This is a genomic window from Pseudoalteromonas sp. XMcav1-K, assembly GCF_044005875.1.
Lineage (GTDB): Bacteria > Pseudomonadota > Gammaproteobacteria > Enterobacterales > Alteromonadaceae > Pseudoalteromonas > Pseudoalteromonas spongiae.
The window spans coordinates 501,114-524,549 of the sequence record NZ_JBIPJE010000050.1; the positions used below are offsets into that span (position 1 = coordinate 501,114).

Genomic DNA, 23,436 nt, shown 5'->3' on the forward strand with positions numbered 1-23,436 from the left:
TTTGATAATCTCACTTTGTTTAAAAATAAATAGGTCAGTTTTTGCATGGTGCATATAAGCATTTTTTAGCTATCGCCTGTGTTTAATTACAAGTATCAAATCAACTAATCTGTTTCGTCACACTAATGCCTAACCGTTTTGCAAGGCGGGTTAAGTTAGCGCGGTCGGTGTTAAGTTCTCGTGCGGCGGCTGACCAATTACCATTATGGTTAGACAGGGTGTTTCGTATCATCTCGCTTTGAAAGCGCTCTGTTGCTTGTTTTAGGCTTTCATCTGGTTTTAGCAAAAATTGCTGGGTTTGAATTGGGTTAGCCTTTTGCTTATCGTTATTTGCAACCTCAATTGAAAGCTCTCGCACTAATTCGCCGCAATCAATCGGGTTGATTATTACTATGGGAGATTTGGCATTTACCGATGCTTTCAGTGCCGCGCGGCTTATTACATGTTCTAGTTCGCGCACATTGCCCGGCCAATGATAAGCATTTAAATAGGGCAGAACGTCTTTGGCGATTTTAAGCTGCTGCAAGCCAAGTTTGCGGCGCGATTGCTCGACAAAATAGCCTGCCAACAAGGCAATATCGCCATTTCGATCGCGAAGTGGTGGAATAGTAACGGGGTAAACGCTTAAACGGTGAAATAAATCGGCGCGAAAGTGTCCGTTACTTACTTCGTCTGCTAAATCACGGTTGGTTGCGGCGATAACCCGCACATCAACATAATGAATATTATCTTGGCCAACGGGTTGTATTTCATTGGATTGCAGTGCGCGTAGTAATTTACTTTGCGCTACGAGTGGCAGTTCGCCCACTTCATCTAAAAATAGAGTGCCGCCATCGGCCAACACAAATTTACCTGCGCGATTTTTATCGGCACCGGTAAAGGCGCCTTTCACATGGCCAAATAATTCGCTTTCAATTAAGTTTTCAGGCAGAGCAGCGCAGTTTACATACACCAAAGGTTTATCGGCGCGGCTTGATTGTAAGTGTAAGCGCCGTGCAATAAGCTCTTTACCTACGCCTGTTTCACCTTGAATAAGCACGCTAAACGGTGATGCAGCGACCAAATTAACCTCTTGTTTAAGCTTTACCATGGCTTGGCTGTCGCCAATTAATTCGTTGCCATCACGGGCGATGACTTCTTGGCTAAGTTCCGCCATTAGTAAATGCGAACGTGAATTGCGCTGCTCTAATTCATCGAGTGTCAGGGCTATTTTTAAGGTGGCTGCAGCGATGGCGGCTAAAGCATCGAGCTTGTCTTGGCCTAAGTCGTCAAAAGCGTTTGGCTTTAGTGAGTCAAAGGTCAAAATGCCAATCAAACGTTCGGCAAAATATAGTGGTAGGCCCATACAAGCATGAATTGGTAAATCACCGGGGTGATCAGCAACTAGGCCATCATACGGGTCGGGTAAGGGACTCGATGCTGCGAAACGCACAGCTGCTTTGGCATTACAAATTGCTACAAAACGCGGATGCTCGCTAATAACAAAGCGCCTGCCGAGCGTGTCGGGTGTAAGCCCTTTAATCGCAAGTGGTTTTAATACTTCCCCACGCAGTGCCAAAAGCGCAATGGCCTCGCACTCAATCACCGTCGCAAGGGTTTGCAACAGCTGTTCAAATCTGTCTTGATTATCGAGACTGGTCACTTGGGCTTTTGCAAATTCCACAAGAGTAAAAGAGTTAATTGCCATACAAAATCACATAAAAACACATTTGTGTCATTATGACTTATTTTTAGTATGTGTCAAACTGACTCTTTTTAGGCTTTCTAAATATCTGGAATTTATTTAACTTAATGTTAAATAACGAAAAAAACGTTTTGGCACTATTGCTGCTATATCAAGTTAAGTTTACCGAATAGAAAGGCTTAATTATGCAGCAAGTTGTTAATGAGACTGCTTTTATCAATCATGAGCGTGGGCAAACGCAGATAAAAAATAATAACAAAAACGTATTTAGTTTAACCAAACAAATAGGTAATTGGTTAATGTTGGTGCCAGTGAGTTTGTTTATTAGCTGTTTAATGATTAGCTATTCATTTGCTGAATATTTTTCTATGGCACAGCAAATTGCCGCTCACATTGGCACTATGGTATTTCCTGCATTATTTAAAATTGGCTATGTTGTGCGTTGTATTGGGCAACATGGCTTAGGCCTTCGCGTGTAGGTGGTTCGATGTTAAATATTCAAGAACCTCAAACACAAGAAAACATGCCTGTTAGAACCTTTTCAGAACATGCCTTTTTTCAATTGGCATTTCGCTCAAGCTTTATTCTCGGGTCGATTGCTTCAATTTTAGCAATGGTTATATGGCTTGGTTTTCTAAATGCGTGGTGGCAACTCAACCCCACTGGTTTAACGCCAACAGTGTGGCATTTACACGAAATGTTATTTGGCTTTGGTGCCACCATTGCCACGGGATTTGTATTAACCGCGGTGCAAACATGGACAGGTAGGCCAAGTATAAAAGGCACGCCTCTTATTGCTTTGATTAGCCTTTGGCTCATTATACGTGCGCTGTTTTTTGTTAATTCAACGGCAAGTGTCATTTTAGCCACCGCGCTGCAAAGTATTTGGTGGCTCAGTATTATCGCTATTTACTCACATATCGTTTTGGCTGCTAAAAATCGTCGCAACTATTTGTTTATCCCATTATTCAGTGTGATGGCACTACTTGAAATGGCACTTTTAATCAGTGAGCTAACTATTGATACTGCACAGGCACTGCATATTGGCCGTACCATGGTGCTGATGTTTGGTATTTTAATGGCGATCGTCGGTGGTCGTGTTATTCCGTTTTTCACCCGTAACGGTGCCAAGCTTAAAGATGTGTCGCATCCGCCTTTGCTTGACCCACTATTATTGTTTACATCCTTGCTCGGCACTTTAGTGTTTTTTAGCCATTTTTATATTTCTCTGCCGTTATCGCCTGCGTATCTAATGATTGCAGCAGGTTGCTTACATCTAACAAAGCTGGGTTTTTGGCAAAGTAATAAAACGCTCGGTATTTCTCTTTTATGGTCGTTGCATCTTGCCTACGGCGCCCTTGCTCTTGGTCTTATTTTACTTGGAGTAAGCTATTTTACGCCGCTCATTCCTTTTAGCTCTGGGCTTCATGTAATCACAGTGGGGGCTATGGGCTTAATGATCTTATCCATGATGAGTCGTGTTTCGCTGGGTCACACAGGGCGCATGTTATTGCCTAAGGCCATTATGAGTGTGGCGTTTTTACTGCTGTTCGTAATGGCAGTAACCCGAGCGTTGCTTCCCGCTATCGGGCTTGCTCATTTCGCATGGCAAGTTAGCGCACTTGGTTGGATTATCGCGTTTGCAATTTTTGTTTGGGTTTATTTCCCGGTATTAATCGCGCCTCGCCAAGATAGTTTTCGTTAATTCCTAAGGTCAACAGACCCTGATTATTTAATTCTAACAACATGTTGCAACAAACGAGGTAAACCATGTTACAACAACGTCATATCGATATTATTAAAAGTTTAGTGCCATTACTTACAGAAACAGGGCCAGCTTTAACAGATCATTTTTATTCGCGTCTTTTTAATCATCATTCTGAGCTTAAACATATTTTTAATATGAGCAATCAAGAATCAGGTAGACAAAAAGCAGCATTATTTGAAGCTATCGCAGCGTATGCGCAGCATATTGATAATGTGGGTGCATTAAAAAGTGCGGTTGAGCGCATAGCCCATAAACACACAAGCTTTAATATTCAGCCTGAAATGTACCAAATAGTAGGACATCACCTAACTGAAACCTTACGTGAATTAACAGGGGAACTATTTACCGCCGAAGTTGAAGAAGCGTGGACTGCAGCATATGACTTTTTGGCATCTGTGTTTATTCATCGCGAAAGTGAGCTTTATGAAAGCCGTGCAAAAAGCAAAGGTGGCTGGCGCGATAGCCGCCCATTTGTGGTAAGTGAAAAAATTAAAGAATCGGAATTAGTCACCAGTTTTGTCTTAACGCCAGAAGACGGGAAAGCGGTAATTGATTATGTGCCAGGGCAATATTTAGGTATTTCAGTGCAACCAAACGATCATCCATTTACCGAAATTCGTCAATATTCGTTATCAAACAAGCCTAATGGGCAAAGCTACCGTATTTCGGTAAAACGCGAAAAAGGCATGCCAGACGGCCTTGTATCTAACTACTTACATGATCATATTGAAGTGGGTGATACCCTTTCAGTTAACGCACCTGCAGGAGACTTTTTCTTCCAAGACAAGCAATCACCGGTAGTACTTATTTCGGCAGGGGTAGGTGTTACGCCAATGCAGTCAATGTTGGAGTATTTGTCGGCGCTAAATTATGAGCACGATGTGTATTATTTACATGCGTGCGGCTCAAAGCAACAACACTCGTTTAAACAGCGCACCAATGAGCTTGCTATGTTAAATAACTGGCAAACCTATACATGGTATGAGAATTATAACGAAACAAACGAATTACCGGAAAACATATACCACGGACTCATTGATTTAAACGATGCACGGTTACCGTACGGGCAAGCGCATTTCTACTTATGTGGCCCAGTTGCCTTTATGCGTTTCATCAAAAAGCAGCTATTAAATATGGGAGTTGGCGCAGAACGTATTCATTATGAAGTGTTTGGCCCACATGCTGATTTATAATCAAATTTAAAGAGACGATGGTCAGATACTGGTGTATCTGTCCATTGCCACTATTAAAAAGGAACTCTCACTTGGCGGATTTTAGTTAATGGGCAGTCGTGATGATGACTTTATTTCTTTTAATGAAATACTTGAACGTATGCTCGATACACCTGAGAGCTTTCGCAACACGTTATCAATAAATGTGCTGTAATCATCCAGATCCTTGGCAACAACTTGAAGTAAAAAATCAGCATCACCTGTCATGTTGTAGCATGTCAGAACATTGTCACAGGCGAGGATCATTTGTTCGAAGTCTTTGGTGGTTTTTTCATCATGCTCTATATAGGTTAATTGCACGAACGCCATAACACCAAACCCCACTTTACGGCGATTTAGTTTTGCCTGGTAACCTTCTATATACCCCTGTTCTTCCAGCCGTTTTATACGTCGCCAGCAAGGGGTTTCACTTAACGATAATGTGCTAGCAATCTTAGCGCTCGAAAGCCGACCATTTGATTGTAGTAGTTCCAAAATGCGTTTATCTGTCTTATCTAGCTCGCTCAATGTCGGACTCTTTCTATTTTGCCTGGCTAGATAAAAGACTATTTCAAAATTAGCGTTTATTCAATTCAAAATAGCAAGGTAATTTCAGCGCTATTACGTAAAGTAGCAAGTGTGCAAGTAACTAATGTGAGGTGATTATGAAAGCCGTTGTTTATGAAAACTTTGTTCAAGCGCCGCAAATAATAAATGTAGCAGATCCAACACCAAAAAATCATGGTGTGGTGGTAAAAGTAGAAGCGACAGGTGTTTGTCGTAGTGATTGGCATGGCTGGATGGGACATGATCCAGGGATCGAATTACCACACGTACCGGGTCATGAATTTGCGGGCACCATTGCCGCCGTTGGCAGAGATGTCACGCAGTTTAAAGTGGGCGATCGCGTAACTGTACCTTTTATATATGCCTGTGGCGCGTGCTCACATTGCCATTCTGGTAATCAACAGGTGTGTAGTAGTCAAACTCAGCCTGGTTTTACTCAATGGGGTTCTTTTGCCGAATATGTGGGAGTTGATCATGCCAATGTTAACTTAGTTGCTTTGCCAGAAAGCATGGATTTTGTTACTGCGGCCAGTTTAGGCTGTCGCTTTGTCACGTCTTTTCGTGCTGTTGTCGATCAAGGTCAAGTCACTGCTGGCAACTGGGTTGCTGTGCACGGTTGCGGTGGTGTGGGGTTATCGGCTGTGATGATTGCAAACGCTATTGGCGCAAATGTCATTGCAGTAGATATAGATGATAATGCCCTTTCACTCGCGCGTAGTTTAGGTGCTGTTGCAACCATCAATGCTAATCAAGTCGATGATGTGCCATTAGCGATTAAAGATTTGACCAAAGGTGGTGTGCATGTCTCGCTTGATGCATTAGGCCATCCAATAACGTGTGTGAACTCAATTAACAGTTTACGTCCACTCGGTAAGCATATTCAGGTGGGGCTGCTGCTCGCTGATCAGGCTAACCCAAGCATTCCAATGGATAAAGTGATCGCTCATGAGCTTGAGATTATTGGCAGTCATGGCATGCAAGCGCACCGTTACGATGCCATGTTAGCAATGATTTTATCCGGTAAGTTGCAACCAGAAAAACTATTAGGGAAAACGATCACGCTTGCACAATCAATAGACGTGTTAACCCAACTGGATAAGAACAATACGCCAGGTGTAACTGTAATCACCCAATTTTGATGGTAGAGAAGTATTACAATGCGCAATGAAACTGAACAAAACCAATTTACTGTGGTTACTCAGAACAAGCCTGATTACGAATTTACTTTACTCGTTGAACAGTTAGTGAACTCGGGTGTTAAATCAGGTTTAACAGATGAAATGGCAACTCAACTGGCATATAAAACTGTACTTGGCGCAACACACTTTTTACCTGTTGAAAAAGGTGAAACAGTCGATTTAGCGCTCTCAATTAAACTGCAAATGTTTATTAAAGAGTACCTAGATGCACACTGTTCTAGTCAATCAGAGTAAGCGCTCTGCATCTAGGTTATTGTTAATTAAGAGTTTCTAAAACTCAAAGCCTTTAACTACAACAGTCTAATGTTGTTTAGTTTAACCTAGCGCTATTACTAAATCTTGGCGTTGAAAAATTACCGTATCACTTTTGCCGTTTATTGTGAGCTTCATAATAATAAAGTGATCTTCTGGTGTGAGTTTAAACCAAGGTAGCGCAAGGGATTTTGGTTTATTGTCACCGCTGCACGAAAACAAATACCGCATTTGTAATTGGCTATTATGGTGTGCAAGTCGATAAGCTTGTTTGGTTAATTTACACGAGCCATCGACGTGCTCAATTTGCCACCCGCTGGAAATTGCATCTAACGTGGTGTCATGTTCTGCGTTTTCAGCCCCCAGTTGTTTGGCAATGGATTGTGCCTCTTTAATTGGGGTGGTTTGTAAAATTTCGATGCTATTTCCTTGTACGGTGACATCTATATTACTGGCATGCACCTCATGGGCTTGGCTGAAAAAGCTTACGCCAAAACCTGCAAGTAAAACTAAATACCGCATCATAATTAAAACTCCCTTCTAAAACACTGGAATGAGCTGCTATTAAGGCTGCCGTAGTAATCTGGGCCATTAACCAGTGGGAATACAGGCGATAGGTTTTCATCCACACTGGTGTGATAGTGATAACCTAGACCATCATGGTCATGACCACTGTGTTCATCGAGGTATTCTTCACCTTGCGCTGAACACTGCGCATCATAGTAGTAATCTTCATAATAAATGCCTGATACAGCAGGGCCGTCGCCCGCGGTGAAGAAGTTAATAATGTCTGATGTTGCAGGACCTGCCGTCACGTTTTCAACGCCTAAGCTGATATTTTCTTCATCAATAAATTTACAGGTACGTTGGCCCTCGCTGCCACAGCCAGTTGCACTGTTTGCTGAATAATCACGTTTCTTCCAACAGCTTTTCGCAAGCACGTCTTTACTATGATACGGGCCGTGAATTGGGTAACCATCTCCTGCGTAACCATAAATCGGGGAGTGTCCTTTGCCTTCATCGCCAAGCTGTTGTTTTAAACACGCGTTATAACTGTGGTGGTGGTACATGCCGTTGCCTGAGTGGCCATTGCATACATCCATTGCGGCAGAGCGAAATGGCAGGGCAAAGTTATTCCAAACATCTTGGTTGTTGTAAGAGCTGGCATCAGACCAATTGTAAATGGGTACGCCATTAACCCAAAGTCCAACAGGGCCAAGGCCAGTTTCACACTCTGTTTGTGTTGGGGTCGGGTTATTTGGAAAGGTTAGGGCCATGCCTGATTGAGACTCAGGGCATGCAGCACCCGCTTGTGGCCACCATCCATCGCCGCCTGTGTTACCGCAATTTGCTGTCAGTCCAATATCTTGGCCGTAATCAATTTGCTGATTGAGGCTCAATACTTGGCCATTGGCATAGGCCGCTGCAGGTTTGCTTTGATAAACCGTCAGCACTTCATCGGTCACAACTACTTTGTAATTTGGTGTGGCATTAGTGGTTACTGTTGTTGACGTGCCATTGTCTTGCACTGACAGCACATTCACTTCTACAAACGTACCACTATCCATCATGTAACTTGATTGTTCATTGTGTTTATTAACAATCCAGCCGTCATTACTAAGCGCACTTAATTGACTGTCTAAATAGAAAAAGTCTGTTGGTAGGGATGAGCCAGCTGATATCAAGTCAGTTTGTTCTGAAATATCATTTTGTAGATCATAAAAAGCGCGCGTGCCATCAAGATATTCAATGAGCTTATAACGGGCATTGCGAATGGTGAAGGCTTCTTCATTTTGCGAAAAAGCGGTTTCACGCAGTGGTGTCGCATTGGCATCATTAAGTAAATTGTTAAAGGGTAAGCTGTCGTGAATGGCCACTTCTTCTTGGCCTGCTATAGCCAAAATAGTGCTGAAGAAATCGGTGCCGTTTAATACGTTGGCTTCACGTTGCCCCTGACGCGTGACATTTTTGCCCGACACTATCATAGGTACGCGGATCCCACCTTCACTAATATTATTTTTACTGCCAGATAAGTCTGAACCTCTAAAGCGCGCTTGTGTTGGTGTGCCGTTATCACCAATAAAAATCACCACCGTATTATCGCGTGTAGCTTGATCTAAACTATTTAACAAACGGTTTATTTCACTGTCGAGCGCCTCTACTGCTGCGAGATAATACGTGCGAGGATTCGCATCAATATCAGCTTCATCACCACTCAAGTTACGGCTATGTAATTCATTTGGCGGTAAATGGAAGGGAGTGTGCGGAGCGTTGTAACCCATCCATAAAAACCATGGGGTAGTTTGTTGATTTAGCCAGTCGATTGCCAAATCGGTTAGTACGGTAGTGGCGTATTCGGTTTGTGGCAGGGTTTGCCCATTGGTGGTTAATTCCCAGTTATAATAATCGCTGACGGCGCCATTAAAAATGCCAGCGTAATAATCTAAGCCAAATGCGGCTGGGTGACTGCTGTCGCCACCTAAATGCCATTTGCCAATTTTGGCCGAGGCATACTCTGCGGTATCAGGGTGATTTTTTAATGCTTGTGGTAGTGACGTTTCACTTAGGCTCAGTTCGTCACCCGGTGCTAATACTTGCGTGCGTGTGCCATATTTACCGGTAAAAATGGTAGAACGAGTTGGTGAACAAACTGGGTTTACCCATAAATTCTCAAACACAATGCCTTGTGCTGCAATTTCATCAATGGTTGGGGTACTTGGTAAGTCGGTAGAGAAGCTGTATTGGTTAGACGAATCTTGACCCAAGTCGTCCGCAATGATCAGTAATACATTCGGTTTGCTTGTATTAACTTGCGCTGATACATCAACTGAAAACGTGTCGCTCACCGAAAGCCCGGCAGGGTCGCTGGCAGTCACGGTGACATTAATCTCGCCGGTTTGATTTGGGTTGCCAGACAAAATTAAGCCATCAGATGTTAAGCCTGAATCCGTTGGCATAATCGCGACCTGAAAGGTCAGCATATCACCATCAGGATCGCTAAAGGTGGTATTGTTCTGGCTCATATCAAAGTTAAAGTCTTGGTTTAACGTTGCACTTTGGTCGGCAATTGGATTTGCCACTATCGGCGAGTTATTTTCATTTGGTTCAACCACGTACAATACAAAACTAGTTGAATCAAACAATCCACCATCATCGGTTGCTGTGACAGCAATGGTGTATTCGCCAGCTTGGTTTGGCACTCCAGATAAATGCGTTCCGTTGATTGTTAAGTCATCGTTAGCTGGAGTGATTTGCACACTGTAAATGAGTATTTCACTATCAAGATCTTCAAAAGTAGTGCCATTTTGACTGACGTCGAAATTATAGTTTTCACCAATATTCACTGACTGATTACTAATGCTGTTGTTAAGTTTTGGTGCACCATTAATGTTCAGCAAAAAGCTATCACTTGCTGATAACCCGCTAGGATCAGTCGCTGTAACGGTGAAAGTGATTGTTTGCGCAAGTGCCGGTGTGCCAGATAAAACACTGCCGTTTAATGAAAATTCATTGGTTTGCGGTGATGTGCTAAACGAGTAGGTAAGTGCATCGCCGTCTGGGTCGGTGAAGGTTTGCCCCCCTTGTGAAAGATCAAATGAATACTGCTGTGACTGGTTGGTTGTTTGATCAGTAATCGCGGTTGTTAATTGTGGGGCTTGATTTGTAACGACTGGCGGGGTGACGTCGTTATCGGTATTACTCTCGCTGCTGCCTCCGCCACAGCCAATAAGCGTTACGCTTAACAAACTAATTGTGAATAGAGGATTTAATTTATAAAGCACAACGCACCTACCTTATTTCAACTTCAGTGTAAAACGTTCAAAAAAACAGAAGTATTGAATTTAAAAAATCATTAATAAAGTGTTAAGCAATAGAGTATAGAAGACAAGTAGGTTAGAAGCTTGAGTGCGTAAATGTTATGTAAAGATTTTGTTGGTTTGTAATAGTGTGTAAAGAGGCTTTGAAGTTGTAACTTACTGGGGTAATAGTATTTAGGCTACTAAAACACAATCAAAGACGCGTTCCAACAAGTCAACTTTATGCTTTTGATAAGAAGTACAACACTAATTCAGTCTATTTTTTAGTTTCGTTAGCGTATTTTGATAATTATATGCGAGCTCTTTTTCTTGCGCATGTAATTCTTGTAAAGTGCTTTTCAGTAAATACAGCGTTTCTTTTAAATTATCAGCTCGCATACCTTCGCGCGAGTTCATAACCTCAACAAACTGCATTAAGGTTTTTTCAACCCCCATTTGTTGTAATTTGTATACTTTAGAAATTAAAAAAGTGGTTTCAATGTCCAGAGACACATCGCTGCTAGCTTGTTGTAGAGACTCCCATGCGGTACGACTTATAAAATCCTGCATTAAGCCTTTTGGCATTAACTCCAATATATAACTGCGAGGGTCTGTTTCAGCTGGAGCTTCTCCAAGTTGTATGATGGCATTATCAAACACTTCAATAAGTTGCTTATGGTATGGAGTCCAATTGGTTAATACTGTTAGATTTGTGTTCAACTCAACTTGAATCATTTGTAAGGCACGTAATTTTTCTTGTTCAGCTTTCAATTGCCCGCGATATTCGTTTAGGAATAATGCTAGCAAAACACTAAAAATGATTAGGGAAGACTCAAATGCGATTTTGATAATGCTTTTTTTAATGGCTGCAGTGTCCGTTTTTGCCATGCTTGCTCCTTGACGTATTCGAGTTGAATTTTACATGCGTGTGTATTTTTAACATACACACGTTGGCATGTTGAGATCAAGTAACAATGTTTGATAAGTAAAGGCAAGACTTGACCCATCTACATAACAAAAATCACACTTAAGTGAGCAGATTTTAACGCCTTTAACCCAGTTTATTTTTCAAATGTTCACGGTATTGCTCGCCAATTGGAATTTCTATCTCATCTAGCTCCACATACTGATGTGCATAAGCGCTAATATGATCAACATTCACAATAAACGAGCGGTGCACACGGGCAAAGTTAGTGGGCAATTGGCTTTCAAACGCGCTCATACTGCTTTTGATAATATGGCTGCCATCACGCAAGAAGATTTTTATATAATCTTTTAAGCCTTCTATATATAAAACGTTTTCAAACACAATGCGTACTTGCTTACGGTTTTCACGCACAAACATCGCATTTGGCGCTTGTTGCGTAGTCACACTTGGCTCAGCATGAAGTGTGTTAGTTATGCGCTGCTTAAACTTTTCAACGGCTTTAAAAAAGCGTGAAAATACAATGGGTTTTAATAGGTAATCCACAGCATCGAGCTCAAAGCCTTCAATGGCATAGTCGCGATACGCGGTAGTAAAAATCACATAGGGTTTATGCGCAAGGTTTTGATAAAAATCAGTGCCTTTTAATACCGGCATTTCAATGTCTAAAAACAATAAATCCACGCTTTGGTTTTGCAAGAGTTGATGCGCTTCAATGGCGCTGCTGCAGCTGGCAACGAGTTCAAGTTCAGCAAACTGCGCCAAGTGCATTTCAATCAGTTCGCGGCCAAGGGCTTCATCATCGACAATGATGCAGCGATAGCGTGTTTGTTTAGTTTGAATTGCCATATTTACTTTACTTCCATGTTAAGTGTGAGGGTAGCCAAATAGCTATTTTTGGTATGTTCAATGGTCAGTGAAAATGCGTTAGGGTAGAGCATTTCAAGTTGTTTGGTCATATTGGTTAACCCCACACTGGGCGAGTTTTTACTGGCTTCACTGTGCTCTGGGATTGAGTTTTTAACCTCAAAGGTGATTGCATCACGATTTGAAGTTAAAACAATGTCAACAAACGCGGTATTAAGCTCATTACTGGTGCTGTGTTTGCAGGCGTTTTCCACCAAGTTTAATAACAGTAAAGGGGCGATAGTGTGGGGGTAATTAATCTCGCTAGAAAAGCTCACTTTGAGTGTATCTGACTTACGAATACATTCTAAATCAAGGTAGTTTTGTATAAGTGTAATCTCACTATTAAGCGACACATAGCGCTCGTTACAACGATATACCACGTAATCTAAAATATCAGCCAGCTTTTCTATTACCAGCGGTGTTTGGTCGGACTTTTTCAGTGCCAGTAAATACAAATTATTAAGTGTATTAAAAATAAAATGCGGGTTTAGTTGGTTTTTTAAAGCGGCTAATTCAGCTAAGTTTTTCTGCTCTTTTAATTCCAAAATGTAGCTTTGTTTTTTATAAAACTGCCTTGCCATTAATACCGCCGTTGGGAAAAACAGTTGCGGCATTTTTGAAAAAATAATGTATTTCAATGCCCAAAAGCTAAACAAACGATACTGAATACCTTGGTCCTGCGTAACATACAGCAAATTTTGATAGGTCTCTGGGTAACTCGGTTCAATATAAAAATAGCGAACTGCAATCACCCAGTATGCACCAAGTAAAAGTACACCCAATAACGCGGCGATAAAAAGGGGCGTTTGGTCTTTATCAAGTAACTTGGGCACTAAAAACTTTAAGGTGACAAATGCAACTACGGCTTGCGCAAACACAATGCTGCCGATGGTTTCTATTATTTCTTTAAATGATGCGTAGTTTTCCCAGTGCGGCCCCATATTCAGTAAAAACACCAATATCCAAAACGCTAACAGCCAAATGCGTGTGCTGTTAAGCGTTGTTATGGAGTTGTTTGCTTTATTTAGTTTATTCAACATCTTAGTTTGGCAGCTCTGAATCTACTGGGGTATCGCTTTCACTATATCTCAATAACAATTCAAAGGGCTAGTGTGTAGACAAGCGTATCGTTACTGTCGACGAAAACAGCTTTTCTATCGCTTTTTATCAAAACGCCCATATCACCAATTTAATCGCTAGTTGTAAGCGGTTGGTCTAGTAAATACATACGCGCTAGAAAACCCACAACACTGAGTCTTACTTTTAATAGCAGGACATTAATATGCGTTTACTCATTACCCTTTTTATTTTAACCACACACATCGCGTTTGCTGATGACAGACAAGCCGCCCTTGAAGCATCACATGCAAAAGCAGCAAGCGTGCAAAACCAAAAAGCCATTTTGGTGACTGGTGCAAGTTCAGGCATTGGCCGAACCATCACTGAAACGCTAGCACGTCAAGGGCACTTTGTATTTGCTGGGGCACGCAAGCAAAAAGACATTGATGCATTGAACCAACTTACAAATGTGCAAGCAATACGGTTAGATGTAACCATTCAGTCAGATATCGATGCAGCAGTAAACACAGTTAAAGCGTCAGGCAAAAAGCTTCATGGCCTTGTTAATAATGCAGGGGTTGCGGTGTTTGGCCCATTAATTGAAATCCCCGAGCGTGACATTGATTTTCAAGACAACGTAAATGTAATGGGGCCATATCGAATCACCAAGGCGTTTGCGCCATTAATTATCGAAAACAAAGGGCGCATTGCCAATATCGGTTCTATTTCAGGGCTGATGTCGAGCACCATGTTCGGCCCTTACAGCATGACAAAACATGCCATCGAAGCATTTAGCGAAGCGTTGTCAGCAGAAATGCGTAAGTTTGGTGTGAAAGTCAGTGTTATAGCGCCTGGAAATTACAATTCCAATATTATGAAAAACCTGAAACGTCGCTTGGAAAAACAAGGGCATCATTTTGCCAATTCGCGCTATCAGGATGAATACAAACGTTTTGCCAAATTTACCAACCCTGATCGCAGCCGTTTTAAGGCGCCCGATGATGTTGCCAATGCGGTTGTGAAAGCCCTATTCGATGAAACGCCCCATTTGCGCTACCTAGTGGTGCCCAACGAGCAAGAGGCTATGTTGCCAATTAAAAACACGCTCAAAAAAGTAGCAGAGCTCAATGCCTCACATGCGTTTACGTTCGATAAAAAACAGATGTTGGCGTGGCTGTCGCACGAAATCGACAAAGCAAATCATTAGCGTGTAAGGAGTGATAGCATGCCCAGCCAAACACGTAAATTGAGTATTTCAGGTTTATTAAACACCTTATCGCAGGTTAAATCGAACGAGCAAACTGCCACACTTGCGGCATTTATTATGGCGTTTATTTTAATGGCGGCGTATTTTGTGCTGCGCCCAGTGCGTGACGCCCTTGCCAGCGATTGGAGCGACAGCGAGGTGAGTTTTTTATGGAATATGCAGTTTGTTATTAGCTTAGTGATTGTCTCTGTTTATGGTTTTGCGATTGATAAGCTCAAGTTTAAGTACATAGTGCCAACCGTTTATAGCCTATTCGCGGGCAGTTTTATCGCGTTTTATTTGTTAATGCCGCTGTTTTCCTCCGCTGTTTTGATTGAAAAGGCCTTTTATGTATGGGTGAGCGCATTTAGCTTATTTCATATTTCGGTGTTTTGGAGCTTTATGTCCGACACCTTTAATCAAAAACAAAGCACACGTTTATTTCCCATAATCGCAGCGGGCGCAAGTGCTGGGGCGATTATTGGCCCGTCTATTCCGTCACTGTTTGGCAGTGTATTAGATGAAGGGCAGCTTATGTTAGTTGCCGCCTCGGCCTTAATGCTGGTGGTGCCTCTCACTTTATATATTTACCGTTTAAAGCATACGCAACTTCACAATACGCAGCATAGCTTTGATGCAACTACATCATCATTGGCACAAGGCTGGGCAAGCGGGTTTAAATCACTCGTTTCAAATCCAAAACTGTTAGGCATTGCCGCATTTATTTTGCTCTATGTATTTATAGGCTCATTTATTTACTTTGAACAAAAGCAATTACTGGCGCCGTATTCGCGGGCAGAGCGCACACAAATATTGGCAAGCATTGATTGGTTTGTGAATGTGCTGACCTTTGTTATGGCGTTTTTTGTTTCTGGGCGCTTGGTTAAAAAGGCAGGGCTAGGTGTGTCTTTGGCGCTAGTGCCACTTTTGTTAATGGCTGGTTTATTGATTTTGGCATTTGCGCCAAGCGTGATGGTGATTTTGGTGATTCAAATTGTACGCCGTGCAGGTAACTACTCACTTACCCGCCCTGCGAGGGAAATGCTGTTTACTCAAGTGACGGTAGATGAGCGTTTTAAAGCAAAACCGGTAATTGATGTAGCCGTTTATCGTGGCGGCGATGCGGTAAGTGGCATGTTATTCGCGGGGTTAACCGATGGCTTAGGACTTGGATTATTTGCAGTTTCACTGGTTGGGGCGTGTATCGCATCACTTTGGGCGTTTTTTGGTTTTTTGCTCGGAAGAGGCTATGCGAACCCACATTTATCAAAAACAGCGAATGCTGAATTATCACCATTAGCAGCAAGCCGTTCGAATGCCTAAAGAGTGTGAACCAAAAACTTTTAAGGAGAAAAGATGCACGTTAAATACCTTTTGCTGATGATGGTTTGTGTGAGTTTTTCATGTATTGCTTATGAACCCCTCTCACTCACTCGATTACAAACATTGTTAAATGAGCCTAATCGCTCAGATGTTGATAAACAGCACGATGCAAATAGAAAGCCAGCCCAAATAATGCGTTTTGTTGGCGTTGCCAGTGGGCAGACCATACTTGATATTTACGCTGGTGGCGGCTGGTACAGCGAACTTTTCGCCCGCGCTGTGGGAGAGCAAGGTAAAGTCTATGCTCATAACGATACGCTTACTTGGCGCTTTGGCAAAAAAGAGATGTTGGCGCGCTCTAAGCGCCAAACGCTAAAAAATATGATGCGCTTTGACCAAGTCGCAATAAACGAGATTCCGCTGCCTTCGTCGAGCATTGATATTGCGTTTATGGGCATTAACTATCACGACTTATTTTTCACTCATCGAAATCGCAATGGTGAACGGCATATTATGCGCGATAAGATTGTGGATTATCGAGAGGCTTTTAGCCATATAAAAAACTTACTTAAACCAGAAGGCGTGCTGATCATTATTGATCATCATGCCAAGGCGGGTTCTGGTTATGAAGCTGCTAATGATTTACACCGAATTGACGCAAATATAGTGAAGTATCAGCTGCAATCACTGGGGTTTGTTTTAAAAGAAGAAGCCTTTTATTTGCAAAACCCAAACGATGATTTGGAACAATCGGTATTCGCGAAAGGTATTCGAGGTAAAACCAGTCGTTTTATTTTAAAGTTTGGTAAAGCAGAGCAACATTAGCGTTGGCAAAGTGTTTATTTAATAGTGGTTATTAAAAGTGCATATACAAAAGTAATGCTGTACATCAGCATTACTTTTATAAGGTGAGTACTCAGGCGATTAAAGTAACTAGCCGTTACTTTAATCTTAATTGAATAAACTCAGCGAGTTTATCAACCGCGTGGGATTCTTCGCTTTGTTTTATTAAGCTAATGCCCACTTCACCAAGTTCAGGCAGTTGGTTGGTGGATTTTGCCCAGTTTAAGTCGTTTGGTACCGTGTGTTTGGCAAGTACGGTAATGCCTAAGTTTTCTTTGAGTGCAGCGCTAATGCCAGCAAGGTCGGCATTAGTATACACAATACGCCACTTTAAACCGGCTTTTTCCAGTGCTTCAATGGCACGGCGGCGATAAATACAGCCTTCTTCTGCGGCAATTAGGTTAACCACTTCGGTATTAATGTTATTTACATCGCCTACCCAAACTAGCTCATCATCCATAAAAATAGGGTATTTAGACTGCTCAGGGCCTTCCAGTAGTGCCAATATTAAATCGTATTGTTCGCGGTTATCGCTATGGCGTAGCTTTTTGCTGAGCTCTGATTTTACCTCTAAAGCAACGTCAGGGTAGAGGCTTACAAAATCACCAATAATCGCAGGCAATACCGTTGCTGCAAATTCGCTTGGAATACCCAAACGCACTTTCCCTGCTAATACCTCAGAGCTAAATGTTTGCAAAATAGTGTCGTTTACTTGAAGCAGTTGCTTTGCTAGCGGCAGTAAAATCTCTCCATGCTGGTTAAGTACTTGGCGCTGGCCTTGCTTTTTAAACAGCTTATTACCTAATAACTCTTCTAAACGCTTAATCTGCAAACTTACAGCAGGTTGCGATAAACCAAGCAATTCACCCGCTTTGGCAAAACCGCCAACCTCAACCACTGTGATTAAGGTGCGCAAGCTATCGGTTGGGATATTTTTCATAAAGCACTCCACACATTACATTTTGAAATTTATTTTTGTTTAATGATTAGTATTATTTATCAATTTATAAAAAAATACAATTTGATTGTTGCAAGGTGGCCTAACATAATTTTGATTGTTAATTTTCACTGGAGATTGGGCATGACAATACAAGTGCCTCACCTATTTGGTAGCCATCAACATGCATACACGGGCGCAAACGAATTTGCGCAAATGAACGACCGCACCATTATTGATGTGACGGGCAGCGCTGCGTTACCGTATTTACAAACACTTATTTCCAGTGATGTACGTCATTTAACTGTTCCGGGAATGGGGCTTCGTTGCACAGCAAAAGTAAATGGCCATGAAATTGCGCTTGAGCTTTACTACTTTACTGAACTGGCGTTTCGTATTTTTGTTGATAACGATATTGCACCGGCTTTAGTTGCTGCGTTAAGTGAAGGGGAAGAGTCTCACGATATTGATGTGATCACCCGTAATGACCTACGCATTTTAGCGCTGCGTGGTGATAACGCCTTTAAGAGCTTGTTAAGCGAATTTTCACTAACCGCAGGTATTATTTTAACTGGTGAGCAACAGCGATACGCGCGCCAATCGGGTAATGTGTTTTTAACGGCAACCCATTTAGAAAGTCATAAAGGCTTTGAGCTAGTCGCAAAAAGCGACGAACTCGCTAAATGGCAAAGTCGATTTAATGCACTAGGCTTTAGCGAGCAAGCAGAATTACTAGTTTAAGCAAAGGCTTAACAAACTTAATGGCGGTTAGATTGACCGCTATTTTATATTTAGCGTTGTAATCAATTTAATAAATAAAAATTATTGAAATAAATTAATTACATAATGCGTAAAACTTATAACTTTTCTGGGTGCGAAAGCCATATTGTTTCGGTATAATCGCCGCCCATGTTATTCCCTCAACCGGACAATTGTCCTGTTGAAGCCACGCCGCACCTTGTGCGGGTAGATTTGAAAGTGTAGGAATATTATGACTTCAAAAACTGTATTACACGCCAAGCATCTTGAAGCGGGTGCAAAAATGGTTGATTTCCACGGCTGGGAAATGCCAATCAACTATGGTTCACAAATCGAAGAGCACCACGCTGTTCGTCAAGACGCAGGTATGTTCGACGTGTCACACATGACAATTGTTGACGTTAAAGGCGAAGATGCAAAACCTTTCTTACGTAAACTAGTAGCAAACGATGTAGAAAAACTACAAGTTGCTGGTAAAGCGTTATACACAGGTATGCTTAACGCCGAAGGCGGTGTAATTGACGACCTAATCATTTATTTCTTCACTGAGACTGAGTACCGCCTAGTGGTTAACTCAGCAACACGTGAAAAAGATTTAGCACACATTGGTGCAGTTGCAGCTGACTATAAAGTAGAAGTTACTGAGCGCCCAGAGTATGCAATGATTGCCGTACAAGGCCCGAATGCAAAAGCAAAAACGGCAACAATTCTTGACGAAAATCAACAAGCTGCCGTTGAAGGTATGAAACCATTCTTTGGTGTGCAAGCGGGTGATTTATTTATCGCAACAACTGGCTATACTGGTGAAGACGGTTATGAAATCGTTGTTCATAACGACGGTGCAGAAGCGTTATGGCAAGCACTTTTAGACGCAGGTGTACGCCCAGCAGGTCTTGGTGCACGTGACACGCTACGTTTAGAAGCAGGTATGAACCTATACGGCCAAGATATGGACGAAACGGTATCACCACTTGCAGCGAACATGGCTTGGACACTGGCTTGGGAACCTGAAGATCGTGACTTTATCGGTCGTGACGTGGTTGCTAAGCAGCGCGAAGAAAAAAGCACTGACAAACTAGTTGGTTTAGTGCTTGAAGAAAAAGGCGTACTGCGCGCTGGTCTTAAAGTAATTGTTGACGGTGGCGAAGGTGTGATTACTTCTGGTACATTCTCACCTACACTCGGTCACAGTATTGCCCTTGCGCGTGTGCCACGCTCAACTGGCGAGACTGCACAAGTTGAAATGCGTAAAAAGCACGTTGACGTAAAAGTTGTAAAACCTTGCTTTGTACGCAATGGTAAATCAGTAATCTAAATCGATATGGGGTATTAATACCCCTTAGTACCAATTTTGGTATAACAAAATTAAACCGAAGGATTTATAAGAATGAGCAATATCCCTGCCGATTTAAAATATGCATCTTCACACGAATGGGTTCGCGCTGAAGGTAATGGCGTTTACTCAGTAGGTATCTCTGAGCACGCACAAGAGCTATTAGGTGATATGGTTTTCGTTGACCTACCAGACGTAGACGACGAAGTAGATGCAGGTGAAGACTGTGCAGTAGCAGAATCTGTAAAAGCAGCGTCTGATATTTACGCACCAATCTCAGGTACTATCGTTGAAATCAACGAAGAACTTGAAGATTCTCCAGAAACAGTTAACTCTGACCCTTACGGCGACGGTTGGTTATTCAAAATCAAAGCGTCTGACGAGTCAGAACTTGATAACCTACTAGACGCAGAAGGTTACGAAAATTCGATCGACGAAGACTAATTCTTCGTATAACGAATTACAGTGAAAAGCTCCAATTTTGGAGCTTTTCATGTTTTTACACTCAGTAAATATTTAAATCTTTTATTTAAAGATAAAAATTTTAAATATTTATTAAATTTTTGATTAGTAAAGCCAATCATTTAGCTCATTTATAGTGCGCTGATGAAAAGCTGCCTAACCATACTGAGCACACAGTATTGTTAGCTAGTCGTGTATGTAAATGCCATAGGAAGTTAGACACATGTCAAACGTAAAATCGCTTGAACAACTTGAGCAAAAGCAAGATTTTATCCGCCGCCATATCGGTCCGGACGCAAACCAGATTTCAGCAATGCTAGCTGAGCTGGGCGTATCAAGTGTTGAAGAGCTTATGAACGAAACCGTGCCTGCAAGTATTCGTTTAGAGCAAGGTCTTAGCATTGGTGAAAGCCGCACTGAAGTTGAAACGCTTAGCTACTTAAAATCAGTAGCAAGCAAAAATAAGATTTTTAAATCTTATATTGGTCAGGGCTACCACCCAACGCACACACCTAACGTAATTTTACGTAACGTGTTAGAAAACCCAGGTTGGTACACAGCATACACGCCATACCAGCCAGAAATCGCGCAAGGTCGTTTAGAGTCACTACTTAACTTCCAAACGCTTTCAATGGATTTAACAGGTCTTGACCTTGCGTCTGCGTCATTACTTGACGAAGCAACTGCTGCTGCAGAAGCAATGGCACTTGCTAAGCGCGTATCAAAAGCGAAAAAAGCAAACATCTTCTTTATTGCAGAAGACGTACACGCGCAAACAATCGATGTTGTTGCAACACGTGCAGAACAGTTTGGTTTTGAAGTAGTTGTTGGTCCTGCGGCAGATGCTGTAAACCACGAAATCTTTGGTGCGCTTTTCCAATACCCAAGCACAACGGGTGAAGTTGTTGACGTACAAGGCCTAATCGCTGACGTTCAAGACAAAAAAGCAATCGCGTGTGTGGCAGCAGACATCATGTCACTTGTACTACTTAAAGCGCCAGGTAAACTAGGTGCAGACGTAGTATTAGGTTCTGCACAGCGTTTTGGTGTACCTATGGGTTACGGTGGTCCACACGCGGCATTCTTCGCAACACGCGATAAGTACAAGCGTTCACTACCTGGCCGTATTATTGGTGTTTCTAAAGACCGTTTAGGTAACGATGCACTACGTATGGCAATGCAAACACGTGAGCAGCACATTCGCCGTGAAAAAGCGAACTCAAACATTTGTACTGCGCAGGTGTTACTTGCAAACATGGCTGCGTTCTACGCGGTTTACCACGGTGCAGAAGGCTTACGTACAATCGCATCACGCATTAACCGTTTCGCTAGCATTTTAGCAACAGGCTTAAAAGCAAAAGGCGTTACGCTTAAGCACGATACTTGGTTTGATACCATCACAGTAACCAGCAACAAAGATGAAGTTGTTGCACGTGCAGAAGCAGCAGAGATTAACTTTGCTAAAAACCACGACGGCGAATTCTCAATTTCAGTTAACGAAACTACAACTCGTGAAGACGTTGCTGAATTATTCGATATCATTTTAGGTGCAGGCCACGGCCTTGACGTTGCAGCACTTGATGCACAAGTAACAGCTGACAACATCACAGGTATTCCAGCTAGCCTAGTACGTGATGACGAATTCTTAACGCACCCTAATTTCAACAGCTACCACAGCGAAACTGAAATGCTGCGTTACATCAAGCGCCTAGAAAACAAAGACTTAGCGCTTAACCACTCAATGATCTCGCTTGGTTCATGTACCATGAAACTAAACGCGACAGCTGAGATGATCCCAATTACTTGGCCTGAATTTGCAAACATGCACCCATTCTGCCCGCTTGACCAAGCAGAAGGTTACCAAGTAATGATCAACGAGCTACACGACTGGTTAGTTGATGTAACTGGTTACGATGCAGTATCAATGCAGCCTAACTCAGGTGCACAAGGTGAATACGCAGGTCTTATCGCGATTCGTAAATATCACGAATCACGTGGTGAAGGTCACCGTAATGTGTGCTTAATCCCAAGCTCTGCACACGGTACTAACCCTGCATCTGCGCAAATGGCAAGCATGAAAGTTGTGGTTGTTGAGTGTGATAAGCAAGGTAACGTTGACGTTGCTGACCTTAAAGCAAAAGCAGAAGAAGTTTCAGAAAACCTTTCTTGTATCATGATCACGTACCCGTCTACACACGGTGTATTTGAAGATACAATTAAAGAAATTTGTGACATCGTTCACCAGCACGGCGGCCAAGTTTACATGGACGGCGCGAACATGAACGCACAGGTTGGTGTAACTAGCCCTGGCTTTATCGGTTCTGACGTTTCGCACCTTAACCTTCACAAAACATTCTGTATTCCACACGGTGGCGGTGGCCCAGGTGTTGGTCCAATCGGTGTTAAATCGCACCTTGCACCATTTATGCCTAACCACAGCGTGATTAACGTTCCGGGTACAACTGAAGGTAATGGCGCAGTATCAGCAGCACCTTACGGCTCAGCAGCAATTCTACCTATTTCATGGGCATACATTGCAATGATGGGTTCGGAAGGCCTTAAGCAAGCAACTGAAACTGCGATTATCAGTGCAAACTACCTAACTGAAAAGCTAAGTGAGCACTACCCAATCTTGTACCGTGGTCAAAACAACCGCGTTGCGCACGAGTGTATTGTTGACTTACGCCCACTTAAAGAAAGCTCAGGCATTTCTGAAATGGACGTAGCAAAACGCTTAATGGACTACGGTTTCCACGCACCAACTATGTCGTTCCCAGTAGCGGGCACGCTAATGATTGAGCCAACTGAATCAGAAAGCAAAGTAGAGATTGATCGTTTTATCGAAGCAATGATCTCAATCCGCAAGGAAATTGCAAAAGTTGAGTCAGGCGAGTGGACAGTAGAAAACAACCCATTAGTATTTGCACCGCACACGCAAGCTGACGTACTAGGTAACGAGTGGGAGCGTGCATATGACCGCTTCTACGCAGCATTCCCAGTACCAGCGGTAGCAAAAGACAAGTTCTGGCCAACAGTAACACGTATTGATGACGTGTTCGGTGACCGTAACTTGATCTGTTCTTGCCCTGCGGTTGATACGTATCGTGATGATGCGTAATTAATTGTCACTTTCGAATAAAGTTTGAAACAATAAAAACAAGT

Annotated in this window: 20 protein-coding genes; 12 read left to right on the forward strand and 8 right to left on the reverse strand. The window is 42.4% G+C overall.

What is annotated here, in order from left to right:
- Positions 1-100 precede the first annotated feature (100 nt).
- On the reverse strand, positions 101-1,687 hold the full coding sequence (norR, locus tag ACHSBP_RS19210; RefSeq protein WP_395390146.1) for a nitric oxide reductase transcriptional regulator NorR: 1,587 nt from the start codon (positions 1,685-1,687) through the stop codon (positions 101-103).
- Between the two features lie 182 nt (positions 1,688-1,869).
- Between norR and ACHSBP_RS19215 the strand changes: the two genes are divergently transcribed.
- The 3 genes from ACHSBP_RS19215 to hmpA all read left to right on the forward strand — a co-directional run bounded on the left by ACHSBP_RS19215 (position 1,870) and on the right by hmpA (position 4,645).
- Positions 1,870-2,163: a hypothetical protein gene (locus tag ACHSBP_RS19215; RefSeq protein WP_395390147.1), complete on the forward strand. Its 294-nt coding sequence runs from the start codon at positions 1,870-1,872 to the stop codon at positions 2,161-2,163.
- An 8-nt stretch (positions 2,164-2,171) separates the two neighbouring features.
- Complete coding sequence (locus tag ACHSBP_RS19220) at positions 2,172-3,389, forward strand: NnrS family protein (protein ID WP_395390148.1); 1,218 nt, start codon at positions 2,172-2,174, stop codon at positions 3,387-3,389.
- Positions 3,390-3,454: 65 nt separating this feature from the next.
- Entirely contained in the window at positions 3,455-4,645 is a 1,191-nt protein-coding gene (hmpA, locus tag ACHSBP_RS19225) for an NO-inducible flavohemoprotein (protein WP_395390149.1), read from the forward strand.
- A gap of 81 nt (positions 4,646-4,726) precedes the next feature.
- On the opposite strand, the gene ACHSBP_RS19230 is transcribed toward hmpA, so the two are convergent.
- Positions 4,727-5,191: an Lrp/AsnC family transcriptional regulator gene (locus ACHSBP_RS19230; protein ID WP_395390150.1), complete on the reverse strand. Its 465-nt coding sequence runs from the start codon at positions 5,189-5,191 to the stop codon at positions 4,727-4,729.
- A gap of 137 nt (positions 5,192-5,328) precedes the next feature.
- Here ACHSBP_RS19230 and ACHSBP_RS19235 point away from each other — a divergent pair, with 137 nt between their 5' ends.
- Positions 5,329-6,369, forward strand: coding sequence for a zinc-dependent alcohol dehydrogenase family protein (locus ACHSBP_RS19235; RefSeq protein WP_395390151.1), 1,041 nt, complete (start codon positions 5,329-5,331; stop codon positions 6,367-6,369).
- Positions 6,370-6,387: 18 nt separating this feature from the next.
- Positions 6,388-6,663, forward strand: a complete 276-nt coding sequence (locus ACHSBP_RS19240; RefSeq protein WP_395390152.1) for a pyrroline-5-carboxylate reductase dimerization domain-containing protein — start codon at positions 6,388-6,390, stop codon at positions 6,661-6,663.
- A gap of 81 nt (positions 6,664-6,744) precedes the next feature.
- On the opposite strand, the gene ACHSBP_RS19245 is transcribed toward ACHSBP_RS19240, so the two are convergent.
- From ACHSBP_RS19245 to ACHSBP_RS19265, 5 genes are all read right to left on the reverse strand, one after another.
- The gene (locus ACHSBP_RS19245) at positions 6,745-7,206 is read right to left on the reverse strand and encodes a hypothetical protein (RefSeq protein WP_395390153.1); all 462 of its coding nucleotides are present in this window, start codon (positions 7,204-7,206) and stop codon (positions 6,745-6,747) included.
- A 2-nt stretch (positions 7,207-7,208) separates the two neighbouring features.
- Positions 7,209-10,463, reverse strand: a complete 3,255-nt coding sequence (locus ACHSBP_RS19250) for a sulfatase-like hydrolase/transferase (protein WP_395390154.1) — start codon at positions 10,461-10,463, stop codon at positions 7,209-7,211.
- Positions 10,464-10,745: 282 nt separating this feature from the next.
- A complete protein-coding gene (locus ACHSBP_RS19255; RefSeq protein WP_395390155.1) occupies positions 10,746-11,366 on the reverse strand; it encodes a hypothetical protein in 621 nt (206 codons plus the stop codon).
- A 163-nt stretch (positions 11,367-11,529) separates the two neighbouring features.
- Complete coding sequence (locus tag ACHSBP_RS19260) at positions 11,530-12,252, reverse strand: LytR/AlgR family response regulator transcription factor (RefSeq protein ID WP_395390156.1); 723 nt, start codon at positions 12,250-12,252, stop codon at positions 11,530-11,532.
- A gap of 2 nt (positions 12,253-12,254) precedes the next feature.
- Positions 12,255-13,352 (reverse strand): sensor histidine kinase, encoded by a 1,098-nt coding sequence (locus tag ACHSBP_RS19265; RefSeq protein ID WP_395390157.1) that lies wholly within the window; start codon positions 13,350-13,352, stop codon positions 12,255-12,257.
- Between the two features lie 242 nt (positions 13,353-13,594).
- Here ACHSBP_RS19265 and ACHSBP_RS19270 point away from each other — a divergent pair, with 242 nt between their 5' ends.
- From ACHSBP_RS19270 to ACHSBP_RS19280, 3 genes are read left to right on the forward strand one after another with little or no spacing between them, the layout of a single operon-like run.
- Positions 13,595-14,578, forward strand: a complete 984-nt coding sequence (locus ACHSBP_RS19270; protein ID WP_395390158.1) for an SDR family oxidoreductase — start codon at positions 13,595-13,597, stop codon at positions 14,576-14,578.
- 18 nt (positions 14,579-14,596) lie between these two features.
- Positions 14,597-15,940, forward strand: coding sequence for an NTP/NDP exchange transporter (locus ACHSBP_RS19275; RefSeq protein WP_395390159.1), 1,344 nt, complete (start codon positions 14,597-14,599; stop codon positions 15,938-15,940).
- Positions 15,941-15,973: 33 nt separating this feature from the next.
- Positions 15,974-16,765 (forward strand): class I SAM-dependent methyltransferase, encoded by a 792-nt coding sequence (locus ACHSBP_RS19280; RefSeq protein WP_010558677.1) that lies wholly within the window; start codon positions 15,974-15,976, stop codon positions 16,763-16,765.
- 115 nt (positions 16,766-16,880) lie between these two features.
- On the opposite strand, the gene ACHSBP_RS19285 is transcribed toward ACHSBP_RS19280, so the two are convergent.
- Positions 16,881-17,723 carry a LysR family transcriptional regulator gene (locus tag ACHSBP_RS19285; RefSeq protein WP_010558678.1) on the reverse strand — a complete coding sequence of 281 codons (843 nt, stop codon included), beginning with the start codon at positions 17,721-17,723 and terminating at the stop codon, positions 16,881-16,883.
- Positions 17,724-17,864: 141 nt separating this feature from the next.
- Between ACHSBP_RS19285 and ACHSBP_RS19290 the strand changes: the two genes are divergently transcribed.
- From ACHSBP_RS19290 to gcvP, 4 genes are all read left to right on the forward strand, one after another.
- Complete coding sequence (locus ACHSBP_RS19290) at positions 17,865-18,461, forward strand: hypothetical protein (protein WP_010558679.1); 597 nt, start codon at positions 17,865-17,867, stop codon at positions 18,459-18,461.
- Between the two features lie 250 nt (positions 18,462-18,711).
- Positions 18,712-19,794 carry a glycine cleavage system aminomethyltransferase GcvT gene (gcvT, locus tag ACHSBP_RS19295; RefSeq protein ID WP_395390160.1) on the forward strand — a complete coding sequence of 361 codons (1,083 nt, stop codon included), beginning with the start codon at positions 18,712-18,714 and terminating at the stop codon, positions 19,792-19,794.
- Positions 19,795-19,866: 72 nt separating this feature from the next.
- A complete protein-coding gene (gene gcvH / locus ACHSBP_RS19300; protein WP_010558681.1) occupies positions 19,867-20,256 on the forward strand; it encodes a glycine cleavage system protein GcvH in 390 nt (129 codons plus the stop codon).
- A gap of 241 nt (positions 20,257-20,497) precedes the next feature.
- A complete protein-coding gene (gene gcvP / locus ACHSBP_RS19305; protein ID WP_395390161.1) occupies positions 20,498-23,392 on the forward strand; it encodes an aminomethyl-transferring glycine dehydrogenase in 2,895 nt (964 codons plus the stop codon).
- Positions 23,393-23,436 lie beyond the last annotated feature (44 nt).

Excerpts from the sequence above, each read along its gene's own strand:
- ACHSBP_RS19245 (WP_395390153.1), bottom strand. The coding sequence starts at position 7,206 with ATGATGCGGTATTTAGTTTTACTTGCAGGTTTTGGCGTAAGCTTTTTC.
- hmpA (WP_395390149.1), top strand. The coding sequence starts at position 3,455 with ATGTTACAACAACGTCATATCGATATTATTAAAAGTTTAGTGCCATTA.
- norR (WP_395390146.1), bottom strand. The coding sequence starts at position 1,687 with ATGGCAATTAACTCTTTTACTCTTGTGGAATTTGCAAAAGCCCAAGTG.
- ACHSBP_RS19215 (WP_395390147.1), top strand. The coding sequence starts at position 1,870 with ATGCAGCAAGTTGTTAATGAGACTGCTTTTATCAATCATGAGCGTGGG.
- ACHSBP_RS19290 (WP_010558679.1), top strand. The coding sequence starts at position 17,865 with ATGACAATACAAGTGCCTCACCTATTTGGTAGCCATCAACATGCATAC.
- ACHSBP_RS19220 (WP_395390148.1), top strand. The coding sequence starts at position 2,172 with ATGTTAAATATTCAAGAACCTCAAACACAAGAAAACATGCCTGTTAGA.
- ACHSBP_RS19235 (WP_395390151.1), top strand. The coding sequence starts at position 5,329 with ATGAAAGCCGTTGTTTATGAAAACTTTGTTCAAGCGCCGCAAATAATA.
- ACHSBP_RS19275 (WP_395390159.1), top strand. The coding sequence starts at position 14,597 with ATGCCCAGCCAAACACGTAAATTGAGTATTTCAGGTTTATTAAACACC.
- ACHSBP_RS19280 (WP_010558677.1), top strand. The coding sequence starts at position 15,974 with ATGCACGTTAAATACCTTTTGCTGATGATGGTTTGTGTGAGTTTTTCA.
- ACHSBP_RS19240 (WP_395390152.1), top strand. The coding sequence starts at position 6,388 with ATGCGCAATGAAACTGAACAAAACCAATTTACTGTGGTTACTCAGAAC.
- ACHSBP_RS19270 (WP_395390158.1), top strand. The coding sequence starts at position 13,595 with ATGCGTTTACTCATTACCCTTTTTATTTTAACCACACACATCGCGTTT.
- ACHSBP_RS19255 (WP_395390155.1), bottom strand. The coding sequence starts at position 11,366 with ATGGCAAAAACGGACACTGCAGCCATTAAAAAAAGCATTATCAAAATC.
- ACHSBP_RS19260 (WP_395390156.1), bottom strand. The coding sequence starts at position 12,252 with ATGGCAATTCAAACTAAACAAACACGCTATCGCTGCATCATTGTCGAT.
- gcvP (WP_395390161.1), top strand. The coding sequence starts at position 20,498 with ATGTCAAACGTAAAATCGCTTGAACAACTTGAGCAAAAGCAAGATTTT.
- ACHSBP_RS19265 (WP_395390157.1), bottom strand. The coding sequence starts at position 13,352 with ATGTTGAATAAACTAAATAAAGCAAACAACTCCATAACAACGCTTAAC.
- gcvT (WP_395390160.1), top strand. The coding sequence starts at position 18,712 with ATGACTTCAAAAACTGTATTACACGCCAAGCATCTTGAAGCGGGTGCA.
- ACHSBP_RS19285 (WP_010558678.1), bottom strand. The coding sequence starts at position 17,723 with ATGAAAAATATCCCAACCGATAGCTTGCGCACCTTAATCACAGTGGTT.
- gcvH (WP_010558681.1), top strand. The coding sequence starts at position 19,867 with ATGAGCAATATCCCTGCCGATTTAAAATATGCATCTTCACACGAATGG.